The following is a 14,162-nucleotide window of genomic DNA, read 5'->3' as shown; positions in this document are numbered from 1 at the left end:
GAGTGCGACGATTGAAGGATGACCGTCGACACGTACCCGTTCGTGGAGGAGCTCGCGATCGCCAGGTTCGTCGGTCCGCTGGCCCTGAGCCGGGGGCGCACGGTCGAGCGCGCCGGGGGCGTCGTCTCGCTCACCTGGGATCCCGCGCATTTCCGGCTGAGCGCCGACGTCCGCGGAACCGCGCCCGAGCCCTACCGCTCGAGTGTGAAACTCGACCTCGGCATGCCGGGGCGTGCAACGATCCTCGCGGGTGCCTGCACGTGCCCGGTCGGCCGCAACTGCAAGCACGTCGCCGCGACGCTGCTCGCTGCCGCCGAACATCATCGCCGTGCGCAGTCCGAGGCCGCGGAGTCGGCGTCGCGCGATGCCACGAGCGCGGCGGAAGATGGATGGCGCGGCGAGCTGGCGGCGCTCGCGGGCGCAACCGGCGGTTCGGGCGAAGCGGATGCCGCCGCCCCGCGCAAGCCGTTGGCGCTGCAGTTCGAACTGCGTGAGCGCGTCGCGCGTCGCGGCAGCCGGCGCCAGTCGGCTCGCGACGAGCCGGCGTCGTCTGCGGCATCCGTCGACCGTCTCGCGGTTCGTCCCGTCACGCGCGGGACGCGCGGCGGCTGGATCAAGAGCAACCTCACGTGGCAGAACGTCGGGTTCCAGGGGCGCGCTGGCGGGTTCGACCCGGCGCAGGCGCGTTGGTTCGCCGAGTTCTCACTGCTCAAGGGCGCGCGGCATTCCGCGTTCGCCGAGTTCGGATCGGCGTGGATCTCCCTCGACGAGTACGAGAGCCACACACTCTGGGCGCTGCTCGAGGCGGCGCCCCGCCTCGGCATCGGGCTCGTCCCTGCCACGGCGCGGGGCATTGTCGACGTCGCGGGGGCCGCGGTGATCGGCCTCGACGCTCGTCGCGGCGAGCGCGAGCCCGCGCCCGCGGCCTCGGCTGCCGCCGCGAACGGCCTCGATGTCGAGCCGGCGACCACGGCCGGCCTCGAGCCCGAGCCGGAGCCCGATCTCGTGTTGACACCTTCGGTCACCGTCGACGAGCGGGTGTACCCCACCGACCTGGTGCGACTCATCGGCGACCACGGCGTCTACGTCTACGACTTCGCCCGCGGCACGATCACGCTCGCGCCGCTCGCCGCGCCATTGACGCCCGCCGGGCGCGCGGCGGTTCGGCGCCGATCGCCGATCGTGGTTCCGTCGGCCGAGGTCGCGGCGTTCGTCGAGCAGCAGTACGCGCCGCTCGCCCGATCGCTCAAGCTCGGCAGCGGCGACGGAAGCTTCGACCTGCCCGAACTTCCGCCCGCGACCCTCGTCGTCACGATGCATCATGAGCCGCAGCACGTGGTGCGACTCGAATGGGAGTGGGAGGCCGACGGCGGGCGGCGATTCGCCCTCGACGCACCCGACGCCGAGTTCCACGACCCCGAGCAGGAACGGCTCGTCGCAGCATCCGCTGCCGCTGTACTCGCCGACGACCCGGCCGGGCTGCCCTCGGTGACCTCCGGTGCAGAACCCGTGCTTCGTGCCGGGGCGGTGCTCCGCGGCCTCGCGAGCGCCGAGTTCACCGCGCGACTGCTGCCGCGACTGCAAGAACTCGAGCGGCTGCGCGTCGACGTCGTCGGCGATCCGCCGGCCTATCGTGAACTCGTCGAGGCGCCGAAGCTCACGGTCACGACCGTCGAGAGCGAACGCACCGACTGGTTCGACCTCGGCGTCGTCGTCACCGTCGAGGGCAAGCGGGTGCCGTTCGGGCCGCTGTTCAGTGCGCTCGCCAAGGGGCGGGCGAAGCTCATGCTGATCGACGGCACCTACCTCTCGCTGAAGCAGCCCGTGTTCGACCCGCTGCGCGAGCTCATCGAAGAGGCCGGGTCGCTGCGCGAATGGGAGGTCGGGCTGAGCATCAGCCGCTACCAAACGAGCCTCTGGGCGGAGTTCGAAGACCTCGCCGACGAGTCGGAGACGGCCGTCGCCTGGCGTGAGACGGTCGCGGGGCTCCGCGCAGCCGACCGGGTGGAGGAGATCGCGCCGCCTGCGGGGCTCGCCATGGAGCTTCGGCCCTACCAGCTCGCGGGCTACCGCTGGCTCGCGTTCCTCCATCGGCACGGGCTCGGCGGCATCCTCGCCGATGACATGGGCCTCGGCAAGACCGCGCAGACGCTCGCGCTGATCGCGCACGTACACGAGACGAGCGACGAGGCCACCCGCCGGCCGTTCCTGGTCGTCGCTCCGACCTCCGTCGTCTCGAACTGGGCGATCGAAGCCGCACGCTTCGTGCCGGGCCTCCGAGTCGAGTCGGTCACCACGACACGGGCGGCGAGCCGCACTCGACTTGCGGATGTCGCGGCACGCGCCGACATCATCGTCACGAGTTACGCGATCCTGCGCCTCGACGCCCCCGAGTTCGCGGGCCTCGACTGGGCCGGTCTCGTGCTCGACGAGGCGCAGTTCGTGAAGAACGCGTCATCGAAGGCGAATGCTGCAGCACGCGACATCCGTGCCCCCTTCAGGCTCGCCGTCACCGGCACGCCCGTCGAGAACAATCTCATGGAATTGTGGGCGCTGCTGAAGATCGTCGCGCCCGGACTGTTCCCTTCGGCTCGCGGGTTCGCCGAGCGATTCGCCCGGCCGATCGAGAACGACCACAACGCCGATCGGCTGACGACGCTGCGCCGCCGCATCCGCCCGTTCATGCTGCGCCGTACCAAAGAGGTCGTCGCACCCGAGCTGCCGCCGAAGCAGGAGCAAGTGCTGACCGTGCAGCTCGACCCCGAGCATCAGCGCATCTACGACGCGTTCCTGCAGCTCGAACGGCAGAAGCTGCTCGGGCTCATCGAAGATCTCGATCGCAACCGGTTCACGGTGTTCCGATCGCTGACGCTCTTGCGCATGCTGAGCCTGCATGCCGGGCTCATCGACCCCGAACAGTACGCCGACGTGCCGTCGGCGAAGCTCGACGCACTGTTCGAGCAACTCGACGAGGTCGTCGCCGAGGGGCACCGCGCGCTCGTCTTCAGCCAGTTCACGTCGTTCCTGCAACTGGCCGCCGCCCGGCTCGAGGCGGCAGGGGTGCCGTACGCGTATCTCGACGGATCGACGACCAGACGGGCCGACGTCATCGCGAAGTTCCGCGAGGGCGACGCACCGGTCTTCCTGATCAGCCTGAAGGCGGGCGGGTTCGGCCTGAACCTCACCGAGGCCGACTACGTCTTCCTCCTCGACCCGTGGTGGAACCCGGCGAGCGAGGCGCAAGCCGTCGACCGGGCGCATCGCATCGGGCAGTCGAAGTCGGTCAACGTCTACCGAATGGTCGCCGAGGGCACCATCGAGGAGAAGGTCATGGCGCTGAAGGCGCGCAAGGCGAAGCTCGTCTCCTCCCTCATGGACGACGGCGAGCTCTTCAGCGAGACGCTCACGGCCGACGACATCCGGGGGCTGCTCGGCGGGTGACCCGCTGACGGTACCGCCTTCCCGACCGGGCCTAGCCCGCTGCATCGCATCGGGCTATCGTGGGGCCAGGGGGACGAGGGACCCGTTTCGGGTTCCGCGGAGGGGGCTGGGCCATGCATGTACCCGATGGATTCCTGGACATACCGGTGTCGATCGCGACCGGAGTCGTTGCGGCGGGGGCGATCGGAATCGCACTCACCCGGGCCCGCAGGGAGATCGTCGACGATCGCAAGGCCCCGATGGTGGGCATCGTCGCGACCGTCGTCTTCGCGGCGCAAATGATCAACTTCCCGGTCGGGGCCGGCACGAGCGGCCACCTCATGGGCGGGGCGCTCGCCGCCGTGCTCGTCGGCCCATGGACGGGCGTGCTCTGTCTCGGCGTCGTGCTCATCGTGCAGGCATTCCTCTTCGCCGATGGCGGCATCACGGCGCTCGGCACGAACATCACGCTCATGGGCGTGGTGACCGTGGCCGTCGGCTGGGGGGTGTTCCGCCTCATGATGCTGGTGCTGCCCGGTCGGCGATGGTCGGTCGCTCTCGCCGCGGGTCTCGGCGCCCTCGTCTCGGTTCCCGCCGCCGCTGCGGTGTTCGTCGGCCTGTTCGCGATCGGCGGCCACGTCGACGTGCCGCTCGACGCCGTGTTCGCGGCGATGGTGGGTTGGCACACCGTCATCGGGCTGGGCGAAGCCGTGATCACGATGCTCATCGTCTCGGCCGTGTTGGCCACCCGTCCCGACTTGGTCTACGGGGCCCGATTCGCGCGTGTCGACGGTCGATCACTCGATACCGCCATCACTCCGAAGGAGGCGTCCGTATGAGCAGACGCCGCATCTCCACTCGAGCGTTCACGATCGGTGCGCTCGCATTCGCTGTGCTGCTCGCGTGCATCGTCAGCCTCTGGGCCTCGAGCCACCCGGACGGCCTCGAATTCGTCGCCGAGTCGAACGGATTCCTCGGCGCCGCCGAGGACAGCGCCACCACGGGAAGTGCGCTCGCCGACTACGGCGTCGTGGGAATCGCCAACCCCTGGCTGTCGGTCGCGATCGCGGGCGCGGTCGGCTGCGCGGTCACCTTCGCCCTGGCCTGGCTGATCGGGCGGGCGTCGAAACGACGTGCCGGCTGACGTGGCCACTCCCGCCGGCGTGGAATGGGGCTATCTGAACGGCAGCTCCCCGCTCCACCGAGCGACCGCACGCAGCAAGGTGCTCGCACTCATCGGCTTCGCCCTCATCGTGGTGGCGACCCCGCGCGAGTGGTTCGCCGCGTTCGCGGTCTACGCGGGGGTGCTCATGGCGCTCGCCATCAGGGCACGGATCCCAGCCGGGTTCATCGCGCGAAAGCTCGTGTTCGAGGTGCCTTTCGTGGTGTTCGCGATGCTGATGCCGTTCATCGCGACCGGACCGCGTGTCGAGGTGCTCGGCCTGTCACTCTCGATCGGGGGGCTCTGGGGTGCCTGGGCGCTGCTCGTGAAGGCCACCCTGGCGCTCCTCGCATCCACCGTGCTGATCGCGACGACACCGCCGCGCAAGGTGATCCAGGCGTTCGAGCAACTGCGCCTCCCCCGTGCGCTGACCTCGATCATGGGGTTCATGCTGCGCTACCTCGACCTCATCATCGAAGAAGGGCGGCGCATGCGCACCGCACGGCTCTCGCGCGGCTTCCAGGCGACCGGCCCGGCGTCGTGGAAGGTCATCGCGCGCGGCGTCGGCAGTGGTTTCGTGCGGGCGCACGGCCGGGGCGAGCGTGTTCACCTCGCGATGCTCGCCCGCGGCGGGGAGGGCGGGGCGTGAGCGCGATCTCGGTTCGCGGCCTCGGCTTCGCCTACCCCGACGGCACCGAGGTGCTGCGCGGCGTCGACCTCGAGGTCGAACCGCACGAACGCGTCGCCGTGCTCGGCCCGAACGGGGCAGGCAAGACGACCCTCATGCTGCACCTGAACGGCATCCACGCTGCACAATCGGGTTCGGTCTCGATCGGCGGCCTCACGATCGACCGCACCACGGTGCGCGAGGTGCGCCGGCGCGTCGGTCTCGTGTTCCAGGATCCGGACGACCAGCTCTTCATGCCGTCCATCGGCGAAGACGTCGGCTTCGGCCCGGCGAACTACGGCGTCACCGGCCCCGATCTCGAGATGCGGGTCGCCGCCGCGCTCGAGCGTGTGGGTCTCGCCGATCTCGCCGAGCGGGCACCGCAGCACCTGTCGCTCGGCCAGCGTCGACGAGCCGCGATCGCCACGATCCTCTCGATGGACGTCGACGTCGTCGTGCTCGACGAACCCACGTCGAACCTCGACCCCACCGCGCGGCGCGAACTGTCGACCGCGCTCGACGCGCTCTCGTCGACGATCCTCGTGGTGACGCACGATCTGCCCTACGCCCTCGAGTTGTGCCCCCGCGCCGTGATCCTCGACGGCGGCAGGATCATCGCGGACGGACCGACGAGGGAGATCATGGCCGATGCCGCGAGCATGGCCGCGCACGGCCTCGAGCTGCCGTACGGCTTCGACCCGACGGTTGCGCCGCCGCGGGCCTGACATCCGGGGGCTGCTCGGCGGGCGACGCCCGAACAGCACACGTACCTCTCCGACGGCGGTGCGACCATCGAGTCGCGGCCGGCATCCCCGGCTGGTTCGAGCGGCCCCTCGCCGACGTGAGGCCTGCGCGGTTCGTTCAGGCTCGACCGTCGCGTTCCGCCGGCGGTGCGCGAGCGGCTCGATGCCCCATTCACGACACGCGATCGTCTCGAATACGGAAGCGAGTCACGCGCTACGGCGGCACCCGTCGGGAGTGGTTCGACGCCGTCGTCCACGCTCAACAGGTCGGCCCCGCGCACCCGCTGCGACCGCGAATGCCGGGCGCGGGCGCTGACGGCCGCTGCGCCCGGCGTTGGTGCCCCCGGCAGGATTCGAACCTGCGCTTCCGACTTAGGAGGTCGGCACTCTATCCCCTGAGTTACGGGGGCGGCCGTAAGAGTCTACTTCCTGCGATTGCACCACCCGGACGCTACCGTGACCCATCGCGAGAACGTCGCGCGGTCTGCCCGACTCCGCCCGCGGTAGCGTGTTCAGCGGCGCGCGTGCGCCTGGCGAACAGCGGCATGGCCGCAGAACGGGGCGGCATGAGCCAGTCGACGGGCACGAGGTTCTGGGTCGGCGCTTCGACGACCGGCGCGCTGGGGTCGGCGGCACGAGGCATCCGGCCACTGGATGTCTCCGCCGACGGCCGAACGACCCTCGGCGAGCCCGTCGACGTGGGGCCGAACCCCATGTTCCTCGCCCTCTCCCCCGCGACCGGCGTGCTCGGTGTCGTGCACGAACTCCCCGAGGGCCTCGTCTCGACGTGGATGCTCGAGGGCGACGGGCCCGTGCCGTTCGGCCGGCCCGGCGTCACCGGCGTCGCGGGCCCCTGCCACCTCGCCTTCGACGAGTCCGGCGGCCTCATCTTCGTCGCGAACTACTCGGGCGCCCGGCTCTCGGTGCACCAGGCGACGTGGGATGCCGCGGCCGACGTCGTCGTCGCTGCCGACTTCACCGGCAGCGGCCCGAACCACGAGCGGCAGCAATCCTCGCACCCGCACCAGGCCGTGCTCGACTCGGTGCGCAACCACCTGCTCGTACCGGATCTCGGCACCGACCGCATCCGCGTGCTCGGCCTCGGCGGGCTCCCCACGACCCTCGACCATGACGACGTCGACGACATCGTGCTGCACGCCGGCGCCGGCCCCCGCCACCTCGTGATCGACGGCGACCTCGCGATCACCGCGAACGAACTCGACCGCACGGCGAGCATCGTCGACCTCGCCGAGGGTCGCGAGGTGGCGTGGTTCTCGATCGGCGACGACGTCGAGCCGAGGGGACTCGGCTGCTCGGCGATCCGGTTGACGCGGGGCGGCATCGTGCTCATCGGCGACCGCGACGCCGACGCGCTGCGGGCGCTTCGCTTCGACGCGGCGGCACGCACTCTCCAACTCGTGGCGACGGTGAAGACCGGCGGGCGGCATCCGCGCGACCTGAATGTGACGCATGACGAGCGATTCGCGCTCGTCGCCGACCAGGAGTCGGACTCGATCGCGGTGATCGCGCTCGAGAGCACGGGAGTGCCGACCGAGGTGGTCGGCGTCGTCGAGACTCCGGCGCCGGCGTGCTTGGCGCGGGTGTAGGTCTCGATACGGCCCTGGCGGGCCTACTCGACCGGCGAAAGGAGTCAGGCGGGCGGGTAGAGGTACAGCGCCTCGCTGGTCTGGATCGTGCGCCGATGATACGAGTGGTCGGAGTTCTGGTTGTATTCCTCGATGTTCACGGTGCCGTCGCCATTGACCGACTGCACGTAGGCCACATGGTTGTAGGGGAACCAGGCGACCGCGCCGACGACGGGTTCGCTCGACGTCGGCCAGCCGCGGCTGGCCCACTCGTCGGCCCATGCATAGGCGCTACCCGACGCGAGGTTGCTCCAGTCCCACTTCCAGGGCGCACTCGTCACGCCGGCATCGCGGTTCATGCGCCAGGCGACGAAGTCGACGCACTCGCGGAAGAAGTACCGCAGCGGCGACAACCCTCCACCGTAGTCGTCGGGCGTCTGATCCCACCAGGGGTAGTCGTCACCCTCGGCCTTGACCGTGTAGACCGCGTACTCGCCGGTGCCGCGCGAGGCGAGGTTCGCTGCCCAGGCCGCCTTGTCGAGTGCCTCCTGATCGAGGCGAGCCGACTCGATCTCGGCCTTCGTCGTGACCGCATACGAATCGCCCGAGAGTGGTGCGCCACTCGCGAGCGAGGAGACCTCGATGTCTTGTGCCTCGGCCTTCGACAGGCTGAAGGCTCCGGATGCACCGAATGTCTCGCCGCCCGGCATGAACGCGTAGGCCGGCAGGGCCACGGTGCCCACGATTGCGGGCACCACGAGCACAGTCGCGAAGACGCGCATCGGCCCATTGCGGCGAGTGGTGCGCGGACCCTGGGCCACGGCTTTCGCGACGTCGGCGGCCGGAGCTGCAGGACGCGCTTGGACGGCAATGGATGCCGCGGCATCGGTTCTACCCTGCCCTCGCCGTTTCGGCGCCGTGGCGGCGCTTCGTCGCGCGCGACCTCGGTCGGCCGACCGACGCGCTGAGCGGGGGCGCTCGTGTGCGTCGTTCGTCTCGTCACCGTTCAACAGCTGGACCTCCGGGCACCGTGCCAAGGCCGCAGTGCAGCCCTGTTACGGAGTGGCTTCTCGGGTATCGGCGACTTGTGAGCCGCCAGACTCGTACCACCATAGGGCACGTCGCGTGCCTTTGTCACGACTCGATCACGCGGCCATTGCGAGGTATTCGTCCCACTGCGGCAGCGGGCGCTCGAAGCCCCGGGCCACCCAGCCTCGCCCATTGGGCCGGCCCGGCGTGATGCGCAGCTCCCAGCCCATCTCGGCAGGAGTTCGGTCGCTCTTCGTGTTGTTGCAGCGCAAGCAGCACGCGACGAGGTTCTCCCACGTGTCGCGGCCGCCCCGCGATCGAGGCAGCACGTGGTCGATCGTTGCGGCGGACCTGCCGCAGTAGGCGCAACGGTGATCATCGCGGCGCAGCACGCCTCGCCTGCTCACCGGCGCTTGGTTCGCCCGTGGGGCGCGCACGTACCGGGTGAGCAGGATGACGCTCGGCCGTTGCCACGAACCGCTCGCCGCGCACACGGGGTTGCCCTCTTCGTGCTGAATGACGGTGGCCTTGTGGTTCATGACGAGGAGCAGCGCCCGCTTGAAGGAGACGATGGCGAGGGGCTCATAGCCCGCGTTGAGCACGAGTGTGCGCATGGAGTGCCTTTCGATCGGAGCTGGATGGCTTCCAGCCGCGTGAACGGTTCGGCGTTCCGAGAAAATGATCGGGCCTGGTCTGCGCCGCCGGAATTCGGCGGGTCGAACCGCCCGGAGAACAGAGAACGGGCACCGTCGTGATGACAGTGCCCGTCGGAGCGTTCGCCCGGTTCGTGCTCGACTGACTACTGCGCCGTTGGTCGAAGAGCGCGCGCGCACCCGCGGAATGGATGCTGCGCGACTTGACCATCGGCTTCCCCTGCCTGGTTTTCTCGGATCGTCAGGGTCTCAGGTTAGAACACGAATGGCGCGCCGGGAACTTCCGGCGCGCCATTCACGTGCGGGATCACGCGATGTTCATCGATCAGATGCCGATGCGCACGATGTAGTAGTCGCTCGACCAGATGGGCTGCACACGAACGGCTGCCCCTTCGTAGGGCGCGTGCAGAATCATGCCGTTGCCCGCGTAGAAGCCATCGTGGCCGGGCATGATGACGAGGTCGCCGGGCTGAGCATCGGCCTCGGAGATGCGGGTGCCCATGGCGCCCTGACCGGTCGACGAGTGGGGCATGCCGACGCCGAACTGCGCGTAGACGTACATCACGAAGCCCGAGCAGTCGAAGCCGGCCGGCGTTGCACCGCCGTAGACGTAGGGCGTGCCGATGTACTGCGTCGCGACGTTGTAGACGCTCGCGAGGTCGAACGTCGGATACGGGGGGTTCGCGAGGAAGTCGCCGACCGACGGACCGGAGTACGACGCGGCGTACGAGGTCATCGCCGTCTCTGCCGCGACGCGGGCCGCTTCGGCCTCTGCTGCGGCCTGCGCGGCAGCCTGGATCTCGGCACCTGAGACGGCGGCGTAGCCGTCTTTCGTCATGGGTGCGGCGATGACGTCATCGGTCACCTCGACGGACTGCGCCTGCGCCTTCGTGCGCTTCGTCTCGTCGGTCTGGGCGAACTGCGGGCCACCGCTGCCCGGCGCGAACGCGTATGCCGGAATGGCGAGCGTGCCGACGATGCCGGCAGCGACCGTCATGACGAGCACGTTCGCGAGTCGGCCCCGGCGCAGCCGACGAGTCGACGGCAACGTCGACGCGGCGACGCGAACCGCCGCATCCGGCTGCGCGGCAGGGGAAACGGGAGGCTTCGAGGCGATGATCGCCTTCGTAGCGGCCCCGCGAGCGTGGTTTTCGGTGAACCGACGCCGAGAGAATCGAGCCAAAATGTGTACCTCCGTCGCCCCACGACATCGAATGTCACCCCACCGGATGCGCTCGAGGGCGCTTACGGGTACTTGATCGAGCGGTGGGCTTGGGAGGCGTCTCGACCCTGGTCCTCCGACTGGCTTCTCGCCGGCGGACTCGAATGAGACTACGCGAGCCGTGCCCGAATGTCACATTCCGATCACGGCGCGGCCCTGAACGGGATCATTCCGCGATGAAGATATGGCTGGCGACCTCGCTCGGCAGCTCGAGCCCGCCGTCGATGCCGTCGACCTCGACGAGCACGTAGCCACCGGCGCGACTGAACGACGCCATGGCGCCGGGCATGACACCGGCCTGCCTGAGCTGTCCGAGCAGCTCGGGGTCGAACTGCACGGGTTCGGCGAGGCGGCGAACGACGCCGCGCACCGGGGTCTCGCTCGCGTCGACGGCCTCGACCACGTTGATGACACCCCACATGAACGCATCTGCTGCCGGGAGGCCGAGCTCTTCGAGGCCCGGGATGGGGTTGCCGTACGGCGATTCGCGCGGACTGCCGAGGATCTCGATGAGGCGACGCTCGACCTGTTCGCTCATGACATGCTCCCAGCGGCATGCCTCATCGTGCACGAACTCCCACTCGAGGCCGATGACGTCGGCGAGCAGCCGCTCGGCGAGCCGATGCTTGCGCATGACGTGCACCGCCTTGGAGCGCCCATCGGGAGTGAGCTCGAGATGCCGGTCGCCGGAGACGACCACGAGTCCGTCGCGCTCCATGCGGGCAATGGTCTGCGAGACCGTCGGTCCGGAGTGACCGAGTCGTTCGGAGATGCGTGCCCGAAGCGGCACGATGTTCTCCTCCTCGAGGTCGAGGATCGTGCGGAGATACATCTCCGTGGTGTCGATCAAGTCCGTCACGCGCGCCATCCTCCCGTTGTCACAGCCCGCCGTCCAGCCTACCGGGCTTGCCCCGTCGCTAGACTCGACCGCATGCCGAGCATCGTGATTCCTCGTGACCTGCTGCCCGCCGACGGACGTTTCGGTTGCGGTCCGTCCAAGGTTCGGAGCGAGCAGCTCGCACACCTCGCCGAGGTGGGCCCCTCCGTGCTCGGCACCTCGCACCGACAGGCACCAGTCAAGCAACTCGTCGGTCGGGTTCGTGGTGGGCTGAGCGATCTCTTCGCTCTGCCCGAGGGCTACGAGGTCGTGCTCGGCAACGGTGGATCGACGGCGTTCTGGGATGCCGCGGCATTCGGTCTCATCGAGCAGCGCGCCCAGCTCGCCTCGTTCGGCGAGTTCGGCGCCAAGTTCGCAGCCGCAGCCGCAGCCCCATGGCTCGACGCCCCCGACGTGCTCAAGGCCGATCCGGGCTCGCGGGCCGAACCCTCGCCACTCGAGGGCGTCGATGTCTACGCCTGGCCGCAGAACGAGACCTCCACCGGCGTCATGGCGCCGGTCACCCGCGTGGCCGGCGACGAAGGCGCACTCACGGTGATCGACGCGACGAGTGCCGCGGGCGGCATCCACGTCGACCCCACGCAGTTCGACGTCTACTACTTCGCTCCGCAGAAGAACTTCGCCTCCGACGGCGGCATCTGGTTCGCCCTCCTCTCACCGGCGGCGATCGAGCGCGTCGAGCGCGTCGCCGCGAGCGGTCGGTACATCCCCGAGTTCCTGTCGCTGAAGAACGCCGTCGACAATTCTCGGCTCGACCAGACCTTGAACACCCCGGCTCTCGCCACCCTGGTGCTGCTCGAGAACCAGCTCGAGTGGATGAACGCCTCGGGTGGTCTCACGTGGGCCGACGCCCGCACACGCGAGTCGTCGTCCGTGCTCTACGACTGGGCCGCGCGCACCCCGGTCGCCACCCCGTTCGTCGTCGACCCCGCGCACCGCTCGCAAGTGGTCGTCACGATCGATTTCGACGAGTCGACGGATGCCGCGGCGCTGGCGTCGGTGCTCCGCGAGAACGGCATCGTGGACACCGAGCCGTATCGCAAGCTCGGACGCAACCAGCTGCGCGTCGCGACCTTCACCGCCATCGAGCCCGACGATGTGCGTGCACTCACGGCATCGATCGACTACGTGCTGGCACAGATCGGTTGACCCGCGTGCGATTCTGGCTCAACGATGACGAACGACGCCCCGATCCGGCGCCCGCGCGCGCCGACGCCCGCAAGGCGGTCGTCGCCGGCACCGCTGCATGGGTGGTCGCGCTCATCGCCTGCCTCGTGTTCCGCGAACCGCTCGAGTCCGCGGGATTCGGCTGGTTCACGGCCGCCACGGTCACCGGCATCGTGCTCGGCCTCATCGGCCTCGCGGTCGTGCAGGTGATCCGCCGGCGGGCCGGTCAGTCGACGGGGCGCTCCTCGACCTGATCATCGTCGGGCCCGTCGTCGGAATCGCCATCTTCATCGTCGTCCGAGTCGTCGTCATCCGACTCGTCGAGTGCATCGATGTCGATGCCGTCGAACTCATCTTCGTGGTCGTGATCGTCGACATCCTCGTCGTCGTCGTGCTCATCGTCGTCGAGATCATCGTCGTCGAGATCATCGTCGTCGTCGAAGTCGTCGTCGGCGCCCTCGGTGCCCGCGGCATCGCCGGACTCTCCGGCGGCTGCGGCCGCCGCGTCTTGAGCGGCACGGTAATCGGCCAGTCGCTCCGACCACGGCACCCAGTCGGGCGCGAGCAGGGCCGTCTCGCCGGGCATGAGCTCCGTCTCGAGAACGGTCGGCTCGGCGTCGCCGTCGACTCGCGAGAGCGTGACGCTCCAACGCCAGCCGGGGTAGCCGCTGAGATCGGAGGCGAAGAGCAGCGTCAGCACGTGCTCACCCTCGACGAGGTGTCCGACCACCGACCCGACCGTCTCGGGCGGGGTCACCTCGAGCAGCGCGCGCCGCGCAAGATCGGCCGACGCCAGGAGCACGTCATCGGCAACGATGACGGGTGCGCTGTCGGGTTCGGTCGGCTCAGGCATCCAGATCGTCTGCCACCTTGCGCAGCACCGCGGAGACGGTACGTGCCTTCGACTTCTCGGGATAACGGCCGCGACGCAAATCCGCTCCGATGCCATCGAGCACCTTCACGACGTCTTCGACGATGATCGCCATGTCGTCGGCTGGCATGCGGTTGATCTTGGTGAGGCTCACGGGCGTGTCGAGCACGCGCACCGAGAGAGCCTGCGCGCCGCGCTTGCCCTCGGCGACGCCGAACTCCAGGCGACTGCCCGCACGCACGGTCGCGCCGGCGGGAAGAGCGGATGCATGGAGGAAGACCTCTTGGCCGTCATCGGAGCTGATGAAGCCGAATCCCTTCTCCTCGTCGTAGAACTTGACCTTGCCGGTGGGCATCGTGGAAACCTCGCTCATGTTGCAGGCGCGCTGAAACGCTGCGCCGTCCACCACCCAGTCTAGGGCTCCGGGGCACCCGCGAGTGGGTCGCCTGGCCTATTCTGGACGAGTGAGCGATTCCGGCCCCGTCATCGACAATCGCGCCGAGCGCGTCCTCGCCTATATGTTCGCCGCCGTGGTCGGTCTCTCGATCATCTGCTTCTTCGCCGTCATGATCGGCACGTTCTCGGGCGTCACACGCGACGAGATGGGCTCGGGCTTCTGGGCCGTCGTCACGATGCTGCCCTGGTTCGGCCTGCCGATCGCCTTCCTCCTGCTCATCGCCCTCCTCATCATCAACGGCATCCGCCGGGCCCGCACCTCGCGCGCCGGATCGAGCTGAGCGGAGA

General features: G+C 69.2%; 15 protein-coding genes and 1 tRNA gene. 9 read left to right on the top strand and 7 right to left on the bottom strand.

All coding sequences use genetic code 11. The annotated features are described in order from the left end of the window. The first annotated feature begins 18 nt into the window (after positions 1 to 18). From AC1C2S_RS14025 to AC1C2S_RS14005, 5 genes are all read left to right on the top strand, one after another. Positions 19 to 3,441 carry a DEAD/DEAH box helicase gene (locus AC1C2S_RS14025; protein WP_495353128.1) on the top strand — a complete coding sequence of 1,141 codons (3,423 nt, stop codon included), beginning with the start codon at positions 19 to 21 and terminating at the stop codon, positions 3,439 to 3,441. 113 nt (positions 3,442 to 3,554) lie between these two features. Next, positions 3,555 to 4,259, top strand: a complete 705-nt coding sequence (locus AC1C2S_RS14020; protein ID WP_495353127.1) for an energy-coupling factor ABC transporter permease — start codon at positions 3,555 to 3,557, stop codon at positions 4,257 to 4,259. Continuing rightward, positions 4,256 to 4,564, top strand: a complete 309-nt coding sequence (locus tag AC1C2S_RS14015) for a PDGLE domain-containing protein (RefSeq protein WP_495353126.1) — start codon at positions 4,256 to 4,258, stop codon at positions 4,562 to 4,564. The genes AC1C2S_RS14020 and AC1C2S_RS14015 overlap by 4 nt, the downstream gene beginning before the upstream one ends. Then, a complete protein-coding gene (gene cbiQ / locus AC1C2S_RS14010) occupies positions 4,554 to 5,231 on the top strand; it encodes a cobalt ECF transporter T component CbiQ (protein WP_495353125.1) in 678 nt (225 codons plus the stop codon). The genes AC1C2S_RS14015 and cbiQ overlap by 11 nt, the downstream gene beginning before the upstream one ends. Next, positions 5,228 to 5,974, top strand: a complete 747-nt coding sequence (locus AC1C2S_RS14005; RefSeq protein WP_495353124.1) for an energy-coupling factor ABC transporter ATP-binding protein — start codon at positions 5,228 to 5,230, stop codon at positions 5,972 to 5,974. The genes cbiQ and AC1C2S_RS14005 overlap by 4 nt, the downstream gene beginning before the upstream one ends. A gap of 353 nt (positions 5,975 to 6,327) precedes the next feature. Here AC1C2S_RS14005 and AC1C2S_RS14000 read toward each other — a convergent pair. Next, a tRNA-Arg gene (locus AC1C2S_RS14000) sits at positions 6,328 to 6,402 on the bottom strand. Positions 6,403 to 6,537: 135 nt separating this feature from the next. Here AC1C2S_RS14000 and AC1C2S_RS13995 point away from each other — a divergent pair. Further along, entirely contained in the window at positions 6,538 to 7,599 is a 1,062-nt protein-coding gene (locus tag AC1C2S_RS13995) for a lactonase family protein (protein WP_495353123.1), read from the top strand. A 44-nt stretch (positions 7,600 to 7,643) separates the two neighbouring features. On the opposite strand, the gene AC1C2S_RS13990 is transcribed toward AC1C2S_RS13995, so the two are convergent. The 4 genes from AC1C2S_RS13990 to AC1C2S_RS13975 form a co-directional block, all read right to left on the bottom strand. Then, entirely contained in the window at positions 7,644 to 8,333 is a 690-nt protein-coding gene (locus tag AC1C2S_RS13990; protein WP_495353122.1) for a CHAP domain-containing protein, read from the bottom strand. A 390-nt stretch (positions 8,334 to 8,723) separates the two neighbouring features. After that, complete coding sequence (locus tag AC1C2S_RS13985) at positions 8,724 to 9,221, bottom strand: HNH endonuclease (protein ID WP_495353121.1); 498 nt, start codon at positions 9,219 to 9,221, stop codon at positions 8,724 to 8,726. A gap of 364 nt (positions 9,222 to 9,585) precedes the next feature. After that, a complete protein-coding gene (locus AC1C2S_RS13980; protein ID WP_495353120.1) occupies positions 9,586 to 10,257 on the bottom strand; it encodes a C40 family peptidase in 672 nt (223 codons plus the stop codon). A 391-nt stretch (positions 10,258 to 10,648) separates the two neighbouring features. Continuing rightward, positions 10,649 to 11,341, bottom strand: a complete 693-nt coding sequence (locus AC1C2S_RS13975) for an iron-dependent transcriptional repressor DtxR (RefSeq protein WP_495353119.1) — start codon at positions 11,339 to 11,341, stop codon at positions 10,649 to 10,651. Positions 11,342 to 11,413: 72 nt separating this feature from the next. On the opposite strand from AC1C2S_RS13975, the gene serC reads away from it, so the two are divergent. Both serC and AC1C2S_RS13965 read left to right on the top strand, forming a co-directional pair. Beyond that, positions 11,414 to 12,529 carry a phosphoserine transaminase gene (serC, locus tag AC1C2S_RS13970; RefSeq protein ID WP_495353118.1) on the top strand — a complete coding sequence of 372 codons (1,116 nt, stop codon included), beginning with the start codon at positions 11,414 to 11,416 and terminating at the stop codon, positions 12,527 to 12,529. 5 nt (positions 12,530 to 12,534) lie between these two features. Next, a complete protein-coding gene (locus tag AC1C2S_RS13965; protein ID WP_495353117.1) occupies positions 12,535 to 12,801 on the top strand; it encodes a DUF2530 domain-containing protein in 267 nt (88 codons plus the stop codon). On the opposite strand, the gene AC1C2S_RS13960 is transcribed toward AC1C2S_RS13965, so the two are convergent. Continuing rightward, complete coding sequence (locus AC1C2S_RS13960; RefSeq protein ID WP_495353116.1) at positions 12,774 to 13,400, bottom strand: DUF3027 domain-containing protein; 627 nt, start codon at positions 13,398 to 13,400, stop codon at positions 12,774 to 12,776. The two genes, AC1C2S_RS13965 and AC1C2S_RS13960, sit on opposite strands and share 28 nt — an antisense overlap. Further along, the gene (locus AC1C2S_RS13955; RefSeq protein ID WP_495353115.1) at positions 13,393 to 13,773 is read right to left on the bottom strand and encodes a cold-shock protein; all 381 of its coding nucleotides are present in this window, start codon (positions 13,771 to 13,773) and stop codon (positions 13,393 to 13,395) included. Before AC1C2S_RS13955 ends, AC1C2S_RS13960 begins: the two co-directional genes overlap by 8 nt. 109 nt (positions 13,774 to 13,882) lie before the next feature. Here AC1C2S_RS13955 and AC1C2S_RS13950 point away from each other — a divergent pair, with 109 nt between their 5' ends. Beyond that, complete coding sequence (locus AC1C2S_RS13950; RefSeq protein ID WP_495353114.1) at positions 13,883 to 14,155, top strand: multidrug ABC transporter ATPase; 273 nt, start codon at positions 13,883 to 13,885, stop codon at positions 14,153 to 14,155. Positions 14,156 to 14,162 lie beyond the last annotated feature (7 nt).

This window comes from Agromyces sp. Y782 (assembly GCF_059445405.1).
Note: the sequence above shows the minus strand (reverse complement) of the source record. Positions and strands in the feature narration are given on the sequence as shown.

Excerpts from the sequence above, each read along its gene's own strand:
- AC1C2S_RS14025 (WP_495353128.1), top strand. The coding sequence starts at position 19 with ATGACCGTCGACACGTACCCGTTCGTGGAGGAGCTCGCGATCGCCAGG.
- AC1C2S_RS14020 (WP_495353127.1), top strand. The coding sequence starts at position 3,555 with ATGCATGTACCCGATGGATTCCTGGACATACCGGTGTCGATCGCGACC.
- AC1C2S_RS14015 (WP_495353126.1), top strand. The coding sequence starts at position 4,256 with ATGAGCAGACGCCGCATCTCCACTCGAGCGTTCACGATCGGTGCGCTC.
- AC1C2S_RS13995 (WP_495353123.1), top strand. The coding sequence starts at position 6,538 with ATGGCCGCAGAACGGGGCGGCATGAGCCAGTCGACGGGCACGAGGTTC.
- AC1C2S_RS13985 (WP_495353121.1), bottom strand. The coding sequence starts at position 9,221 with ATGCGCACACTCGTGCTCAACGCGGGCTATGAGCCCCTCGCCATCGTC.
- AC1C2S_RS13980 (WP_495353120.1), bottom strand. The coding sequence starts at position 10,257 with ATGACGGTCGCTGCCGGCATCGTCGGCACGCTCGCCATTCCGGCATAC.
- serC (WP_495353118.1), top strand. The coding sequence starts at position 11,414 with ATGCCGAGCATCGTGATTCCTCGTGACCTGCTGCCCGCCGACGGACGT.
- AC1C2S_RS13960 (WP_495353116.1), bottom strand. The coding sequence starts at position 13,400 with ATGCCTGAGCCGACCGAACCCGACAGCGCACCCGTCATCGTTGCCGAT.
- AC1C2S_RS13955 (WP_495353115.1), bottom strand. The coding sequence starts at position 13,773 with ATGCCCACCGGCAAGGTCAAGTTCTACGACGAGGAGAAGGGATTCGGC.